Below are 16,070 nucleotides of genomic sequence, written 5' to 3' on the forward strand. Positions count from 1 at the left end.
CGAGTGGGAGCGCAGCCAGTGACGCTCTGCGTCACAGAGGCGGACGCAGAGCGTGGGAGAGATCACAGTTGAGTTCGAGCCACGATCAGGCTGCAGGGGTGTTTATTTCGTCGGGACCATCATTGAAATACGTGGTGTACTTTCTGAACGAGATCCTCCATTCGCCATCCTTCAGGGTCCAGGTGTCCAGATATTCCCCCCAAGTCCTCCACAGCTTGCCGGTGTAATCATTCTTCCCCTGATGTATCGCGTAGAAATTGCTTCGGGTTGTGGCGCTTTCTTCGTTGTACGCAAGCAACTGAACATTCATTATGTTGTGCTGCTTTTCGCCGCAATTCGACCCATCGCCAAGGTTAAGCTCTACGGAGCTGATGAATTGATCCCTGCTGGTATGGCCGACAACCCCGTTGTATTCGCCAACAATGTGGGTGTCGAATACGTTTTCCAGCTCCTTGAGGTTCAAGGTGTCGATCGCCAATCCGAATTGAAACAGCTTCCTGCTCAGGATGTAGTGAAGTTCCATTTCGGCTCGCTCACCGGTACTCATCATCTCGATCTCCGGAATCTTTCTCTGAACGCTACAGGTCGCGCAGAAATGGGCATGGTCACATCGCAGGTCTTACGCACGATTTTTCGGACCGAAATCCGTATCGACGTATACATCGAAGTTTTCCGTCGTTTGCCCGGTGATGGCCTTCTCCATCCGATGTTGCATGCGCCACTGGCCGTTGATGCGCCGATAGGTGACGTCATAGTAACCGGCAGCCTGGCGCTGCCCATGGTAGTGACTGTTCGGGTTGAAAAGGCCGAGCCACTGGAAGTGCACCCGGCTGTATGCGGTGTCCCCGGCCAATTTGATCCGGGGCAGGTGCATGAAATGCAGCCCCTTGTAGATGGCATCGATCTCGCGGCAGAAGGCCGCCAGCTCGCTGGTGCCGGTATGGACGAGCCGCGGCTGGCTGCCCACTCCGGCCATGTCGAACACGCCGTCATTGGTGAACACCGCCGCCCAGCCGTCAGCGTCGCCGGCATCCCAGCTCCGGGCGTATTCCGCCTCGAGGTCCATGATCGCCAATCGGGCTTCGGCATCCGCCAGCCTGGCTTCCAGTGACGCTAATTTGTTGTCGTTCATATCCGGATCTCCATCTCTGTTTTTGTTTTAACCTCGCCGCTCCATAGGGGCGCGGCTCGGGGCGTCCAGCCTTGCCGGCCGGACACCCCTCGGCATTCAGCGCAGGACGAAGGCGTCGAGTTGCGGCGCCGCCATCTCGTCCTTGAAGCGCTGCTGCGACCACGGCCAGGTGTTCGGGATACCCTCGGCGTCCAGGTACCAGCTGTTGCAGCCGGAGCCGAACACCGTCTTGCGCGCGGCTTCCTTGCGGGCCACGTTGTAGGCATCCAGCGCGGACTGCGCGGCACTGACTTCCTGGCACTGGCCACTGCGCACCAGCTCGATCAGTTGGGCGATGTAGCCCCACTGCAGTTCGGCGATGTCGATCAGCGAGAAGTTGCCGACCGGGCCGGTGGGGCCGTTGAGCATGAAGAAGTTGGGCAGCTCGGGGATGGAAACCGCCAGGTAGGCGGTCGGCCCCTTGGCCCAGGCCGTCTCGAGGGTGTGGCCGTCGCGGCCGATCACCTGCATCGGGCGCATGAACTGGTCGGCCTTGTAGCCGGTGGCCAGCACCAGCACGTCCAGCTCGTGCAGCTGGCCGTCGCGGGTGCGCACGCCGCCGGCTTCGACGCACTCGATGCCGTCGGTGACCAGCTCGGCATTCGGATGCTGGATCGCCTGGTAGTAGTCGGGCGAGTAGATCAGGCGCTTGCAGGCGGCGCGGTAGGTGGGGCGCAGCTTCTCGCGCAATACCGGATCGCTGACGCTGTTCTCCAGGTTGTCGCGGGCGATGGCTTCGATTTCGAGGATTTCCGGCGAGTTGGCGTCGAGCACCGCATTGGTGAAGCGCTCGACGTTGGCCAGGTAGGTTTCTTCGTTCTGCATGCGCTTGAGCAGGGCGCGGTCGGTGCGGAAGGCGGCCTTCTGCTCCTCGCTGAACGCCAGGTTTTCCACCGGGAAGATCCACTGCGCGGTGCGCTGGAAGTGCTTGAGCTTGCCGGCGCGGGCGGCCAGCGCGGAGACGATCTGTACGCCGGTGGAACCGTTGCCGACGATGCCGATGCGCCGGCCATCCAGCGGGATGCCGTGGTCCCAGCGGGCGCTGTGCAGCAGGTCGCCCTGGAAGCTGTCCAGGCCGCGGATGTTCGGGTAGCTGGGGTGGTGGAGCACGCCGGTGGCGGCGATGACGATGTCCGCGCTGTCGCGCAGGCCGCTCTTCATCTCCAGCTGCCAGCGGCCGTCGACGAATTCGCAGCGGACGATCTCCTCGTTGAAGCGGATCAGCTCGTCGACCCGATACTTCTTCACCGTGCGCTCGAAATACTCCTGGATTTCCGCGCCCGGTGGCAGGAAGCGGCTCCAGTCGGGGTTGGGCTCGAAGGAGTAGGTGTAGGCGTGCGAGGGCACGTCGCAGGTGAGGCCGGGGTAGGTGTTCTCGCGCCAGGTGCCGCCGATGCGCGAGGCCTTCTCGTAGATGGTCACGTCACCGAAGCCGGCCTCGCGCAACTTGATGCCGCTCAGAATGCCGGCCATGCCGGCGCCCATCACCACCACCCGCAGATCGGATCTTGCTGTTGTGCTGTTCATGGTCACACCTTTTTATTGTTGGGTGCGACCAATCTAGGGGGTTGTGGGTGGGCGAACATGACCGGTCCCGGCTAGTCCTGTCGGACGATATCGGCCGGATACTCTGGGCCGGCCGAATCCCGCAGGAGCGGCGCCCTCGGCGTTTTTCAAGGTCGCGATATTATCGTGGAGGCGTTCGGATTTCTCTTGGTGTGCGTGACCCCGTGTGGCCGGCTTGAACGACGTCTGGCGACTACAATCAGGTCAAGTCAGCGCTGCAACGTCACCGTTTCATTGTTCAAGACAGTTTCAGCAGAAGGGTGGACCATGCGATTCATATGGGTAGCTGCCTGTTTCGCAATCATCCTTCTGTACTTGGCGATTGACCAGGAGCAGAAAAAGGGAGCAGCTGAAGACCAGGCGCAGGTTCTGGAGCAAAAACAGGAAACAGCTGAAGACAAGGCGCAGGTCCTGGAACAGAAAGCGGTAGAGAAGGGCAGCGAGATACCTGTGCCCAAGTCCGAGGCCATAAGCGCCTCCGAAGCACAGGCGGTCGATCCCGCAGGCGCAGCGCCTCTGGACGATGCAATCACCTGCCTTGCACGCAGCATCTACTGGGAAATCAAAGGCGGGGCGGTTGTCGAGATGGAAGCCGTCGCCAACGTGGTCATGAACCGGCTGGGCCATGAAGGCTTTCCAGACACGGTGTGCGCGGTGGTCAAGCAAGGTTCTGAAAAGCCTGGCTGTCAGTTTTCGTGGTGGTGTGACGGGCGTGCGGATCAGGTAAAGGAAGACGACCGGTATGCTCTTGCCAAGGAAGTCGCGCGAAAGGCACTCAACCAGCAGCTCAGGGACCGAACCCATGGCGCTCTATATTTTCACGACAGGACGGTGAAGCCTGCCTGGGCGAAGGAATACATCAAGACGGCCGAAACCCGGAATTTTCTTTTCTACAGGCCCCGTGGCGGGGCGGCGCGATAGGCAAACGTAGTGATCGAAGCCTTTGTCGAGCATCTCGGCCTGGCAGCCCAGGAGTTTGAGGCCATGCCTGCTGCTCGGCGACGAGCGCAGGCACCGTTCGACAGATCGGCTCAGGCCTGCTGCAGCTGTCCCTGCATCTGCTGCGTCCGTACCCTCTGGCCGGCGACATGGGCGCCGGCGCGGCGGCCGGAGAAGATGCAGTCAGCGGCGGACAGCCCGGAGATGTACAGGTGCGAGGGCAGGCCGATGGCCGTGCGCCCGGCGGCATACAGCCCGCCGATCGGCCTGTCGTCGTCACGCAGCACCTGGCCGCTGTCCTCGTCGACGCGCAGGCCGCCGACGGTCATGGACGACAGCGGGAACAGGCTGCTGCGGATCGACACGTCGATGGCGTAGAACGGCCCCTCGGCGATGGCGTGGATGTCCTTCTGATCCTTGCCGAAGCGGTCGGCCTGCCAGCCGGCCGCCGCCAGGTTGTAGTCGCGAACCGATTCGCCGAGCGCCTGGGGATCGAGGCCGCACTTGCGTGCCAGCTCCTCCAGCGTGCGTCCCTTGCGCGAGGCGAACAACAGGGCGAGGATCGCCGGCTGACGCTGGAACGGCAGCATGTCGTCCTTGCGCACCTGGCGCCAGGCCTTGCGGTATAGGGCGCGGTCGAGGATCAGCAGGCCGGAGCCGTCCTGCTCGTCGCCCATCACCTGGCCGATGGCGGCGCCGTAGAGCATCTCGTCGCAGTAGCGCTCGCCGCGGGCGTTGACCAGCATAGCCTCGGCGAAGGCCTTGGGCGGGTTGAGGAAGCGCCAGCTGCTGATGCGGCCGAGACGGTCGGCGGCGCCGCCGACGCTCTGGCCGAGGCGGATGCCGCTGCCGTTGTCGCCCAGCGAGCCCAGCGGCATGCTGTCGGCGTAGCCGGGCGCATAGTGGTTGGCCATCGCGCGATTCTGGATGAAGCCGCCGCTGCTCAAACATACGCCGTGGCGGGCGCGGATGCGCCGCTCGACGGCATGCGCACTCTTCAGCGCCTCGGCCTTGCGCCAGTAGCGTAGGGCGATGCCACTGGTGATGCCGGAGCCGGGGAAGCTGGCCGGCAGCATCAGCTGGTATTTCGCCGCCTGCTGCATCAGCCGGCTGAACTCCGCGGCGGCCGCGCCGGGCGGTATCTGCAGAACCCTGACCCCCACCACGTTGTCGTCCTGGTCGACGATCAGCTGGCGGACCTCGGTCTGCGCCATGAAGCGCACGCCCAGCCGACTGGCCTGCTCGCGCAGCGGATCGGTCATGCGCACGCCGAAGCCGATGGGGGCGGAGGTGGGCGGCGAGTAGACCTTGTGGCCGCGCGCGGCGGGCCGGGCGACGGCCGCGGCGCGCGGAGACAGCGAGCTGTCGGAGTGGTACAGGTGGTAGCCCGGCGGCGGATAGGAGGTCTTGCCCGCGTACAGGGTGCTGTCGAAGCGTACGCCGTGGCGGGTCAGCCAGTCGATCATCTGCGGGCTCTGCTCGCAGAAGCGGCGCAGGGTGCTGTCCCTGACCACGCCCTGGGTCTCCAGCTGGAGGTAGCGGAACATGTCTTCCGCCGAGTCCTCGACGCCGGCCTCGCGCTGGACGGCGGTGCCGCCGCCGGCGTACACCACGCCACCGTTCATCGCTGTCGAGCCACCGCCGTCGAAGGCGTCCAGCGCCAAGACCTCCAGTCCTTGCTCGGCGGCCTCCAGCGCGGCGGCGATGCCGGCGCCGCCGTAGCCGACCACCACAAAGTCGGCGGCATCGTCCCACGACACGCTCGCGGCGTCAGCCACCCGCTCCGGCTGGCGAACGGGGGAATACCAGTGGGGGCTACCGGGTTCATCGCGCTGGGTCACGTCGGGGATCTCCTTGAATTGGTGTTGATCAATCTGTAGGGGCGAATTCATTCGCCATGGGCTGCAATGCGGCCCCGGAGGTTGCCAAGGGCAGGCCGGTGGCCTGCTTGGCGAATGAATTCGCCCCTACAGGGGTGGCCAGGGCCGGGGGCGGTCAGGAGCGGGCGGGCTGGGCGTTGAGCTGCGGATCGCCGGGCGCGCCCAGCACGCAGCTGGTGCCGCCCGGGGTGTACATCATGGCGACGCAGCGGTTGCAGGAGGTGCAGCCGGTGGCGCCGTCGCCACCCGCGGTCATCTTGTTGACGAACTCGGGATCGAAGATCAGCCCGCGGCCCAGGGCGACCGCCTCGAAACCTTCACCGAGCGCCTGGCGCACGTTGGCGGCGGTCTTCACGCCGCCCAGATAGGCCAGCGGCATGCGCACGGCGGCGCGTACCTTGCGTGCATGTTCGAGCAGGTACAGCTCGCGGAACTCCACCTTCGGCTCGGTGAAACTCTGGATGGTCATCGCCGCACGGACGATGGGGTTGCTGACGCTGACGCGGTTCTCCTTGGGGAAGGACGAGCCGAACAGGGTGGTGGTGGACTCGACGTTCATCCCCGCGCTCAGTACCAGCAGGTGCGCGCCTTCGCCTTCGAGGATGCGCGCCACCGCGGCGCCGTCCTCGGACGTGTGGCCGCCTTTGGCCCCCTCGGTGACGCTGTACTTGCAGATCACCGCCAGGTCGCGGCCCACCGCATCCAGCACGCGGCGCAGCACCAGGGAGGGGAAGCGCAGGCGCCGCTCGAGGTTGCCACCCCAGTCGTCGCGGCGTTGGTTGTACAGCGGCGAGATGAACTGGCTGAGCAGGTAGCCGTGGCCCATGTGGATCTCCACGGCGTCGAAGCCGGCCTCGCGGGCCAGCAGGGCGCTTTGGGCGAACTCGTCGGCGATGCGGTGCATGTCGGCTTCGCTCATCGCCTGCTTGAGGAAGCGCCCGCTCATGATGCCGACCTTGTTGAAACCGCCGCTGGCCGACAGCGGCCGGCGGGTGGACAGCTCCTCGAGGAAGGTGAAGCAGCCGCCATGGGTGATCTGCGCGCAGGCTGCGCCACCGTGGCGGTGCACCGCATCGGTGAGCACGCGCAGGTGGGGGACGGCGTCGCGGTCGAGGGTGATCTGGTCGGTGAAGGTGCGGCCGTCGCGGCTCACCGCACAGTAGGCCACCGTGGTCAGCGCGGTGCCGCCGGCGGCCATTGCCTCGTGAAAGCGCACCAGCTGTCTCGAGGGCGTGCCGCCCTTGGCCATGCCCTCGTTGGTGGCGGACTTGATGAAGCGGTTCTTCAGCGTCAGCGGGCCGATCTTCAGCGGGCTGAAGGGCGAGGGTGTATCGGGCAGGTTCTTGTTGTTGTGCATGCGGAGTCCCAGCGAATCGACTGCAGTTGGAAAGCGTGGCAAGGCTTGTTGGCGGGCAGTATGCCTGCCGTTGCTTTCGGTGGTCGGGATCCGGCGGAATCCCGGTGACTGTGTGCTCACCATAGATAGCGGGTGCCGCGGCGACCTCGTCCGATGAGACTAATCGCCAGCAATGTCCTCCGCCGGCACAGGACCTATTGCCGGCGCAAGTATGCAGGCCGGCAGCCGTGCGGCTCGCGCCGTGCTGGATAAAAAAGCGCGGCACCTCGTTCGAGGATGCCGCGCAAAGACGCTCAAGCAGATGCACTCAACCTGTCGCGCCGTGGAGACGTTGTTCCGCAGATTGCCCGGGCAATCTGCCGGCATGTCCGGGACTGCCATTGTCCGCAGGCGCTGCTGGTGATGGCCACTATGTGAAGAGTCCGGAGGGCGGGCATCGTCCGATGGGACTAAGCGATGGATCGCCGTTTTTTTGCCGAAATTGCCGCGTGTTTTGGATTAGTCCCATCGGACGATGTGACGCTGGATTACGACGACAAGAATCCGGATAACCGCTTGACGGGAGCCGGGTCGCAAGGCGCCTGCTTCCTGTGGCTCACAAAACAAGAACTACAAAACAAGAACTCTGGGAGCAAGGCTATGAGCGAAGGCAATCGCGCCTGGGACCACAGTTGCGACGTGCTGGTGGTCGGCACCGGCGCTGGGGCGATGACCGCGGCGTTGCGCGCCCACGACCTCGGCCTGCAGGTCTTGCTGGTCGAGAAGAGCGACCGCTACGGCGGCACCTCGGCCATTTCCGGCGGCGGCATCTGGATCCCCGACAACCATCGCATCGCCGCCCTGGGCGGACAGGACTCGCCCGACGAGGCCATCCGCTACATCAAGACGGTGACCCGCGGCCTGGTGGACGATGCACGCATCGAGGCCTACGTGGCGAACGCCCGCAAGATGGTCGAATACCTCGACCTGCAGACCCGTGTGCACTTCGAGGCGCAGCCGGAGTATGCCGACTACTACCCCGAGGCCGAGGGCGGAAAGAGCGGCTACCGCTCGATGGACCCGTTGCCCTTCGACGCCCGTGATCTGGGCGACGATTTCGAGCTGATGCGCGCGCCGTCGGGCAACACCCTGATGCTCGGGCGGATGAGCATGACCATGAAGGAGGCGCGGGTGATGATCTGCCGCGCCCCAGGTTGGATGCGCGCGACCCTCAAGGTGATGTGGCGCTACTGGAGCGACATACCCGGCCGTCTGCGCACCCGCCGCGACCGCTATCTCACCCTCGGCAACTCGCTGGTCGCCGCGCTGCGCTGCTCGCTGCGCGACCGTCAGGTGCCGCTGTGGCTGGAAAGCCCGCTGCAGGCGCTGATCGAGGAGAACGGCCGGGTCATCGGCGCGATCGTCCTGCGCGATGGCCGCCTCCTGCGCATCCAGGCGCGGCGGGGGGTGATCCTCGGTGCTGGCGGCTTCGAGCGTAACCAGACCATGCGCAACCAGTACCACCCGCAGCCGTCGCAGACCGAGTGGAGCGCTACGCCGCCCAACAACACGGGTGACGCGATCCGCGCCGGCCAGACACTCGGCGCCGCCACCGCGCTGATGGATCACAGCTGGTGGGCGCCGACCGTGCACGTCGAGGGCGAGGAAAAGCCGCGCGCGTTGTTCGTCGAGCGCGCCCTGCCGGGCTGCATCCTGGTCGACTCGGCAGGTACCCGCTTCGTCAACGAGGCCGCGCCCTACACCGACATCGTCTATGCCATGTACGCCAACCACGGCGAGCACAAGGCCAGCATCCCGTGCTGGATGGTGTTCGACGCCGATTTCCGCCACAAGTACCCCTGCGGCCCGCTGCTGCCCGGCTACGCCCAGCCTGACCGGGCACTGTCCGAGCAGGTGCGCCGCGGTATCCACAAGGCCGGCAGCCTGGACGAGCTGGCCCGCGCCATCGGCGTCGATGCCCAGGGGCTGGTCGATACCGTAGAGCGCTTCAACGTCATGGCCCAGGCGGGCCGCGACAGCGACTTCGGCAAGGGCGACTCGGTGTTCGACCGCTACTACGGCGACCCCGGCGTCACCCCCAACCCCTGCCTCGCGCCGCTCGTGCGCGCGCCTTTCTATGCGGTGCGCATCGACGCCGGCGATATCGGCACCAAGGGTGGCCTGCTGACCGACGTGCATGCCCGCGTGCTCGCCGATAACGGCCAGCCCATCGACGGCCTGTACGCCATCGGCAACACCGCCGCCTCGGTGATGGGCGCCACCTACCCGGGCGCCGGCTCGACCATCGGCCCGGCGATGACCTTCGGCTACCTGGCGGCCAACCATATCGGCAGCCGTGCCGAGGAGAAGGCGGACGCCCGGCCCAAGACCATCGCCTGAATGGCAACCCCCTGTAGGGGCGAATTCATTCGCCCTGACGGGATTTCTGGCGAATGAATTCGCCCCTACAGGTTGCCCCGGCCGTCCTTCAGCACACCCACCGAGAGGATCCAACATGAGTTCCGAGAATCGCCAGGTCGCCGTGGTCACCGGCGCCAGCCGTGGCGTCGGCAAGGGCATCGCGCTCGCGCTGGGCGCCGCCGGCATGATCGTCTACGTGACCGGCCGCTCCACCAAGGCCAGCGGCTCGCAGCTGCGCGGCCAGGTGCTGCCGGGCTCCATCCAGGAAACCGCCGAGGCGGTGACCCGCGCCGGCGGACTGGGCATCGCCGTGGCCTGCGACCACGGCGACGACGCGCAGGTCAAGGCGCTGTTCGAGAGGGTCAGCGAGGAACAGGGGCGCCTCGACCTGTTGGTCAACAACGCCACCTTCCTCCACGAGAACCTGATCGATCCCGGTCCGTTCTGGGAAAAGCCGCTGGAACTGGTGGGCATCCTCGACGTGGGGCTGCGCTCCGCCTACGTCGCCAGCTACCACGCCGCGCCGCTGCTGGTGGCCGGTGGCCACGGGTTGATCACCTTCGTGTCTTCCTACGGAGCTGGCTGCTACATGCACGGACCGGCCTACGGGGCGCAGAAGGCCGGCTGCGACAAGCTGGCCGCCGACATGGCCGTGGACCTGGAAGGCACCGGTGTCGCCGCGCTGTCTCTGTGGCTCGGCCCGCAGCGAACCGAACGCACCGCGATTGCCGGCGAGGAGCGCCGCGACCAGTACGAGGCCTTCCTCGCCCAGGCGGAAACCCCCGAGTTCAATGGTCGGGTGATCCACGCCCTGCTCAACGACCCGGCCCTGGCCGGGCTGAGCGGACAGACCCTGATTACCGCCGAGCTGGCCCCGGGTTATGGCATCAGCGAGGAGGGTGGCCGGTTGCCGCCGTCCTACCGCGAACAGCTGGGCGAGCCGCGCATTCCGCATCCGGCGCGGGTGATCTGAGCGGGCATTTCCAGAACTGTAGGGGCGAATTCATTCGCCAAATTACCCCGCCAAGGCGAATGAATTCGCCCCTACAGCCGATTGCTCAAGCGTCCGAATTAAGGTTCCGGGCGTGTTCCATTCCTTCAGAGGCTGCGTACCCATGGAAAAAGTCGTCTATGTCATCTGGCGCGAGCGCCAGACCAACCCCGAAGAATTCACCCGCCGCCTGCGCAACGAGGTCGCCGAACAGCTAGTGGCGCTCGGCGCCCGCGGGGTGCAGGTCAACGTCGCCGACGCTGCCGTCGAGCCCGCCGCCGGCCTGCGCCAGGCCAACCTGCAGCCGCTGATGGACGGCACCGTGTCGATCTGGATCGACAGCGCCATCGCCCAGTTCCGTCGCCCCTTCGATGAAGTCATCGCTGGCGCGGTGGAGCGTCTGGCCGCCTATCTGGTCACCGAGTCGGTGCCGATCCGCAACACCTGTTATCCGGCCGTTCTTGGCGAGCGTACCCACGGTTTCTCCCAGCTGGCCTTCCTCAGCCGCCCGCCGCGCCTCACCCACGAGGCCTGGCTGGACATCTGGCACAACAGCCATACCCAGGTGGCGATCGACACCCAGGACAACTTCCAGTACGTGCAGAACGTGGTGGTGCGCGCGCTGACCCGCGGCGCGCCGGCCATCGACGCCATCGTCGAGGAGTGCTTCCCGCCGGCGGCGATGACCGACCCGCAGAGCTTCTTCGACGCCCCCGGCGACGAGGAGAAATTCCGCCGCAACCTGGCGGCCATGATGGAAAGCTGCAACCGCTTCATCGACTACGACAAGATCGACGTACTGCCGACCAGCCAGTACCTGATCAGCAAGTCTGCGGCCGTCTGACCGCGGCGCTTGCAGGCAACCGGAACCCGGAGTCCGCCACGGGCGGGCTGCGGGTTCGTTTTTTGACGGGATGTGGATTCAATGGTCGATGGGCATTCCCGTCCGGTCAGCCCGAAACTGCCCGGTTTGGGTGTGTAGTCCCGGGAAGTCGTGCTCGAGTGCGGCACGTCCGCTTGGCAGGATGGCCTCTTTCTGTCCGAAGGAGCCAGTGGCTATTGCCCAGATGTCTCGGCGTCAATTGCCTTTCTAACGAGGGCTGCCATCGACTTGGCTTCATCATCGGGCACTTGCTGCAACCCGCTCACCGTGCAGAGTCGGTCCTGCAAATCTTCATCCTGGCTTGCCTTGAGCTTCCCCTCGAGTCGGTCGATGGGAATCTCGATTCCGACGATGGCGCGGAGCAACTTGTCGAGGTAGTCAGCAGGTGCATCGCCAACTTGCCAGGGCACCGGCCGTCCGGCCTCATGAACGCTCGTGAGTCGATTCAGCATGTCGAGTATCCAGTCGCGATCCTCGATTGGCCGAGCCACTCCATGTGCATGGGCCACTGCATAGTTCCAGGTGGGAACGACCTTGCCGTGTGCGACTTTGCCAGGGTACCACCCGGGGCTGATGTAGGCCTGTGGTCCCTGGAACATGACCACTGATGGGGTGTCGGCGCTCAATTTGCGCCAGATCTCGTTGGCTCGAGAAACATGCCCGATGAGGGTGCCGAAAGGACCTTTGTTCCGATCCAGGTAGAAGGGCACATGATTTGCGACAAGGCCGCCCGTGCCAGCGCACACCCACGCCCCAAGCGGATAGGACGCCATCAGTGTGAAGATGACTTCGCGGTCGTTGAGCTGGTGGTGCTTGGAAATGTACATGGCGATCCCTCAAGAAGCATTTATGCCGTGGCGCACCAGCAAGGCTGCCAACACCCACATGGTCAAGCCGATCAGGCCGTCCAGAACCTGCCAGGCCCGTGGCCGGGCAAACCAGGGCGCCAACCAGCGGGCGCCGAACCCGAGCAGTCCAAACCAGAGCATGCTGGCAGTGCCAGCCCCCATGACGAACCACCAGCGCAACTGTACTGGCTGTTGGGCGCCGATGCTGCCAACCAATAGCACCGTATCGAGGTAGACATGGGGGTTGAGCAGCGTGAAGGCTGCCGCCTGCGCTATCGCTGCCCAGCGGCTGAGGCCCATCCCGCCCTCCGCTGCCTGCAATTGCTGCGCCTGTCGCGCACGGTGCAGCGCCTGCAGCCCATAGAACGCCAGGAACGCGGCACCGGCCAGCGCCAACGCGCGCGCCAGGGCAGGGCTCTCTCCCAGAGCCTTTGCCATCCCCATGACGCCCGCAGTGATCAGCACTGCGTCTGCCATTGCACAGAACAGCACGACGCTGCCTACGTGCTCGCGGCGCAGACCTTGGCGCAGCACGAACGCATTCTGCGCACCGATCGCCACGATGAGGCCGAGGCTCAGAGCCAACCCCAGGGTAAAAACGGGAAAGAACATGGTTTGGATGCCTGAAAAAGGATTGATGCGCCTAGATTGCTTACCCTATGAAATGAAGACAAACTATCTCTACTAAATTGACTTTAGAAAATCTAATCACATGCTGGACTACGCTTCCCTTGCCGCACTGGCCGCCGTCGTCCGTGAGGGCAGCTTCGATCGTGCAGCCCGCGCACTCAGCGTGACGCCGTCGGCCATTTCGCAACGCATCCGGTTATTGGAGGAACGTGTCGGTGGTGCGCTGGTGGTGCGCGGGCAGCCTTGCCTTGCCACGGAAATGGGACGACGCCTCTGCCAGCATGTGGACCGTGTGCGTCTTCTTGAGCAGGAGTTGCACGAGGCCCTGCCGTCGCTCGCGCCGGAGGGGGGTGTAAGGGTTGCTTTGCCGATTGCGGTGAACGCCGACAGCCTCGCCACCTGGTTCGCTCCGGCGCTGGCAGCATTCGCCACCGAGGCCCCCGTGCTGATGGAGGTCGCGGTAGACGACCAGGAGCACACGTCGGAGTGGTTGCGCAGTGGCAAGGTTTTGGCCGCCGTGACCGCCTCAGCCCGCCCGGCCTTCGGCTGCAACAGTCGACCGCTGGGCGCCATGCGCTACCTGGCGGCGGCCAGTCCGGACTTCATGAAACGCCATTTCGGCGATGGCGTCGGCGCTGGCAGCCTGGCACGCGCGCCCAGTCTGGTCTTCAACAGCAAGGACGAGCTGCAGGCGCGCTGGGCTCACCGCCTGTGTCACCGGCATGTGGAGCTGCCCCGCCACATACTGCCGTCGCCCCAGGCGTTCGTGACGGCAACAGTAGCCGGCATGGGCTGGGGGCTGCACCCCCAAGCGTTGATCGCCGCTCATCTTGAAAATGGCTCGCTCATTGAGTTGGTTCCGGACACCCCGCTGGACGTGCCGTTGCACTGGCAGTACGGACGCTCGGCCTCATCGTTGATCGACGGATTGACCCGCCAGATCCTGGCCGCCGCGCATTCCGCCCTGATGCAGTCCTGACGCCTGACCGCTGCTCCAGTTCGAGCGCATACGGGGCTCTGACCTGGCCGCGCTTTCCTGCGTTGCGAATGAAGTTGGCGTCGCTCCCGCGAAGGCGGGAGCCCGCACGGACTTTCTGGATTCCCGCCTGCGCGGGAATGACGATTGCTTCAGCGTTTCCTCGGATACCTCAAGCGGACAGTGCACGCGCGGCTCAGCGCAACGGGATTAGTCTCCCTAGACGATGTAGCCCCTTCCGCCCGTTGCAACAATCGAATCCAGTCGATTGCGCGCTCGATCCGCGCTGATCCAGCAACGGGAGAACAACAATGAAACGAGTTGAAGGCAAGGTTTGCATCGTGACCGGCGCCGCCAGTGGCATCGGTCTGGAGGATGCCAGGCTGCTGGCCCGCGAAGGGGCCAAGGTGGTGCTCACCGACCTCAACGAGGAGGCCGGCCAGCGTGCGGCCGCCGAGATCGGCGGCGACGCCCTGTTCGTGCGTCACGACATCGCCAGCGAAGCCGACTGGAAGCGGGTGATCGAAACCACCCTGGCGACCTTCGGCCGCCTCGATGTGCTGGTCAACAACGCCGCCATCCTCGCCGTCGGCACCATCGAGGACACCTCGCTGGAGCTGTTCCAGAAGGTGCAGCGCATCAACAACGACGGCTACTTCCTCGGCTGCAAGTACGCCGTACAGGCGATGAAGGAAACCGGCGGCGGCTCGATCGTCAACATGTCCTCGCTGGCGGCGTTGGGCGGCATGCCGGCGTTCTGCGCCTACTCGGCGTCCAAGGGCGCGGTGGCGGCAATGACCCGTTCGATCGCCACGCACTGCAAGCAGCAGGGCTACCGCATCCGCTGCAACAGCGTGCATCCGGACGGCGTCAACACGCCGATGACCAGCGCCCTGGCCGGCGGCCGGCCGATTGCCCAGGCGGAGCTGGAAAAGGACCCGAAGAACCGCATGTGCGCCCCGGTGGACATCGCCAACGTGGTGCTGTTCCTCGCCTCGGACGAGTCGCGCTTCATCAACGGCGCGGAGATCCGCGTCGACAACGCCCAGTTGATCGGCGGCACCTGCTGATCCGTCATGCCGGGGCGCAACTGAGCGCCCCGGCCGAACACCCAACGTGTGCTGACAGGACTGCCTCTCTGTCACCTTTTACCCGGCCCCAGGCCGGGTTTTTTTTGTGCGCGCCGCCGTATCGCGCGTCCGAGGGAGCACGCGGTTCGCTTTCAGGCCAGTGCGGCGACGCTGTTGAGCAGGGTCTTGACCAGTTGGGCCTGGCGGGTGGCGCCGGTCTTGGCGAAGACGCCGCGCAGATGGGCGCGCACGGTGTTGCGCGAGAGGCACAGGCGCTCGGCGCTCTCGTCCAGGGTCAGGCCATCCATCATCAGCATGGCCACCTCGGTTTCCGTGCGGGTCAGCTGGAACAGGCTGCGCAGCAGGTGCCGCGAGGCCTGCGGCGAGTCGTTCGGGTCGCGGATGAACACCGCCACGGCCGGCCGCCGGGCCTTGCCCTGGCCTTCGTAGTTGAGGGCGATGGGGCGCAGCAGCACGTTCAGCGGCACTTCGCCGGTCGGGCGGGACAGGGTGAGCACCTCCACCGACTCGTCGCGGCCCTGCTGGCGCTGCTGCAGCACCGTCTGCACGGCCTTCTGCAGATCGCGGTTGTCCTGGGCGGAATAGGCGTGCAGCCGCTCCTGGCGACACTCTAGGCCATCGCGCGCGGCGAACAGGCGCTGGGCTGCCTGGTTGCTGCGCATCACCCTACCGGTTTCGTCGAGGATTGCCGTGCCGACCAACAGGCGGTCGATGGTGGCGGCGTAGAGCAGGCGCTCCGAGTCCAGCTCGTCGACCGTCGAATGCAGGTCAACCGCCTGCTGCAGGTGCGGCCTGAGCAGCTCGATCAGCGCCCGTTCCGCGGCGTCGAAGTCCGCCGCCGCATGGCCGCGGCAGGCGAACAGCGCACAGTGCATGCCGGCCTCGGTGCGCAGGTTGGCCGCCAGCACGTAACGCAGGTCCAGCGGCTGCAGGTAGCTGCGGTAGAAGTCGTGGGCCAGCCAGGGCTCGTCGCCCAGCACCTGGTCGGCGCTGGCCACCTGTCCCGCCGGCCAGTCGAGGAAGGGACAGATCGAATAGTAGTGCTCGCTGTAGGACGGCTCGCCCGGCAGGTGCGGGCCGTGGATCGAGGCGTTGACGATCAGCCCGGGGCGGTCGTGGGCGGGGTTGCGCAGCACCAGGGTCATGAAGCTGGCGCGAAAGCGCAGGCGCAGCGCCTCCAGCAGGCCGGACCAGGGCGTGGGCTCCAGCGGGCCGCGGTAGGTCAGGGCCAGCAGGTCGCTGAGTTCGCGGGCGTCAAGCCCCGCCAGTTCATGGGCATGTGACGATTCGTGCATCCCGCGCCTCGCTTGTTGTGGTTGTCAGGCTGGATGGGGCCAG

14 protein-coding genes are annotated in these 16,070 nt (G+C 65.5%); 6 read left to right on the forward strand and 8 right to left on the reverse strand.

What is annotated here, in order from left to right; all coding sequences use genetic code 11:
• Positions 1-85 precede the first annotated feature (85 nt).
• The 3 genes from BMZ19_RS13780 to BMZ19_RS13790 form a co-directional block, all read right to left on the reverse strand.
• The gene (locus BMZ19_RS13780; RefSeq protein WP_090311805.1) at positions 86-550 is read right to left on the reverse strand and encodes a nuclear transport factor 2 family protein; all 465 of its coding nucleotides are present in this window, start codon (positions 548-550) and stop codon (positions 86-88) included.
• A 69-nt stretch (positions 551-619) separates the two neighbouring features.
• Positions 620-1,132, reverse strand: a complete 513-nt coding sequence (locus BMZ19_RS13785; RefSeq protein WP_090311807.1) for a nuclear transport factor 2 family protein — start codon at positions 1,130-1,132, stop codon at positions 620-622.
• Positions 1,133-1,228: 96 nt separating this feature from the next.
• Complete coding sequence (locus BMZ19_RS13790; protein WP_090311808.1) at positions 1,229-2,698, reverse strand: flavin-containing monooxygenase; 1,470 nt, start codon at positions 2,696-2,698, stop codon at positions 1,229-1,231.
• A 306-nt stretch (positions 2,699-3,004) separates the two neighbouring features.
• On the opposite strand from BMZ19_RS13790, the gene BMZ19_RS13795 reads away from it, so the two are divergent.
• The gene (locus BMZ19_RS13795) at positions 3,005-3,658 is read left to right on the forward strand and encodes a cell wall hydrolase (RefSeq protein WP_090311810.1); all 654 of its coding nucleotides are present in this window, start codon (positions 3,005-3,007) and stop codon (positions 3,656-3,658) included.
• 110 nt (positions 3,659-3,768) lie between these two features.
• Here the strand turns inward: BMZ19_RS13795 and BMZ19_RS13800 are convergent, their stop codons facing one another.
• On the reverse strand, positions 3,769-5,517 hold the full coding sequence (locus BMZ19_RS13800; protein WP_244517228.1) for an FAD-binding protein: 1,749 nt from the start codon (positions 5,515-5,517) through the stop codon (positions 3,769-3,771).
• Between the two features lie 154 nt (positions 5,518-5,671).
• The gene (locus BMZ19_RS13805) at positions 5,672-6,913 is read right to left on the reverse strand and encodes an NADH:flavin oxidoreductase (RefSeq protein WP_090311814.1); all 1,242 of its coding nucleotides are present in this window, start codon (positions 6,911-6,913) and stop codon (positions 5,672-5,674) included.
• 639 nt (positions 6,914-7,552) lie between these two features.
• On the opposite strand from BMZ19_RS13805, the gene BMZ19_RS13810 reads away from it, so the two are divergent.
• The 3 genes from BMZ19_RS13810 (at position 7,553) to BMZ19_RS13820 (ending at position 11,148) form a co-directional block, all read left to right on the forward strand.
• Positions 7,553-9,292, forward strand: coding sequence for an FAD-binding protein (locus BMZ19_RS13810; RefSeq protein WP_090311815.1), 1,740 nt, complete (start codon positions 7,553-7,555; stop codon positions 9,290-9,292).
• Between the two features lie 115 nt (positions 9,293-9,407).
• The gene (locus BMZ19_RS13815; protein ID WP_090311816.1) at positions 9,408-10,286 is read left to right on the forward strand and encodes an SDR family NAD(P)-dependent oxidoreductase; all 879 of its coding nucleotides are present in this window, start codon (positions 9,408-9,410) and stop codon (positions 10,284-10,286) included.
• 142 nt (positions 10,287-10,428) lie between these two features.
• Entirely contained in the window at positions 10,429-11,148 is a 720-nt protein-coding gene (locus tag BMZ19_RS13820) for an EthD domain-containing protein (protein ID WP_090311817.1), read from the forward strand.
• A gap of 212 nt (positions 11,149-11,360) precedes the next feature.
• Here the strand turns inward: BMZ19_RS13820 and BMZ19_RS13825 are convergent, their stop codons facing one another.
• Both BMZ19_RS13825 and BMZ19_RS13830 read right to left on the reverse strand, forming a co-directional pair.
• A complete protein-coding gene (locus tag BMZ19_RS13825; RefSeq protein ID WP_090311819.1) occupies positions 11,361-12,014 on the reverse strand; it encodes an FMN-binding negative transcriptional regulator in 654 nt (217 codons plus the stop codon).
• 9 nt (positions 12,015-12,023) lie between these two features.
• The gene (locus BMZ19_RS13830) at positions 12,024-12,647 is read right to left on the reverse strand and encodes a LysE/ArgO family amino acid transporter (RefSeq protein WP_090311821.1); all 624 of its coding nucleotides are present in this window, start codon (positions 12,645-12,647) and stop codon (positions 12,024-12,026) included.
• 100 nt (positions 12,648-12,747) lie between these two features.
• Here BMZ19_RS13830 and BMZ19_RS13835 point away from each other — a divergent pair, with 100 nt between their 5' ends.
• Positions 12,748-13,644, forward strand: coding sequence for a LysR family transcriptional regulator ArgP (locus BMZ19_RS13835; protein WP_090311823.1), 897 nt, complete (start codon positions 12,748-12,750; stop codon positions 13,642-13,644).
• 308 nt (positions 13,645-13,952) lie between these two features.
• Complete coding sequence (locus BMZ19_RS13840) at positions 13,953-14,711, forward strand: glucose 1-dehydrogenase (protein ID WP_090311825.1); 759 nt, start codon at positions 13,953-13,955, stop codon at positions 14,709-14,711.
• Positions 14,712-14,863: 152 nt separating this feature from the next.
• Here the strand turns inward: BMZ19_RS13840 and BMZ19_RS13845 are convergent, their stop codons facing one another.
• Positions 14,864-16,027, reverse strand: a complete 1,164-nt coding sequence (locus BMZ19_RS13845) for a helix-turn-helix transcriptional regulator (protein ID WP_090311826.1) — start codon at positions 16,025-16,027, stop codon at positions 14,864-14,866.
• Positions 16,028-16,070: the final 43 nt, after the last annotated feature.

The sequence above is a fragment of the Pseudomonas linyingensis genome, from assembly GCF_900109175.1.
GTDB lineage: Bacteria > Pseudomonadota > Gammaproteobacteria > Pseudomonadales > Pseudomonadaceae > Geopseudomonas > Geopseudomonas linyingensis.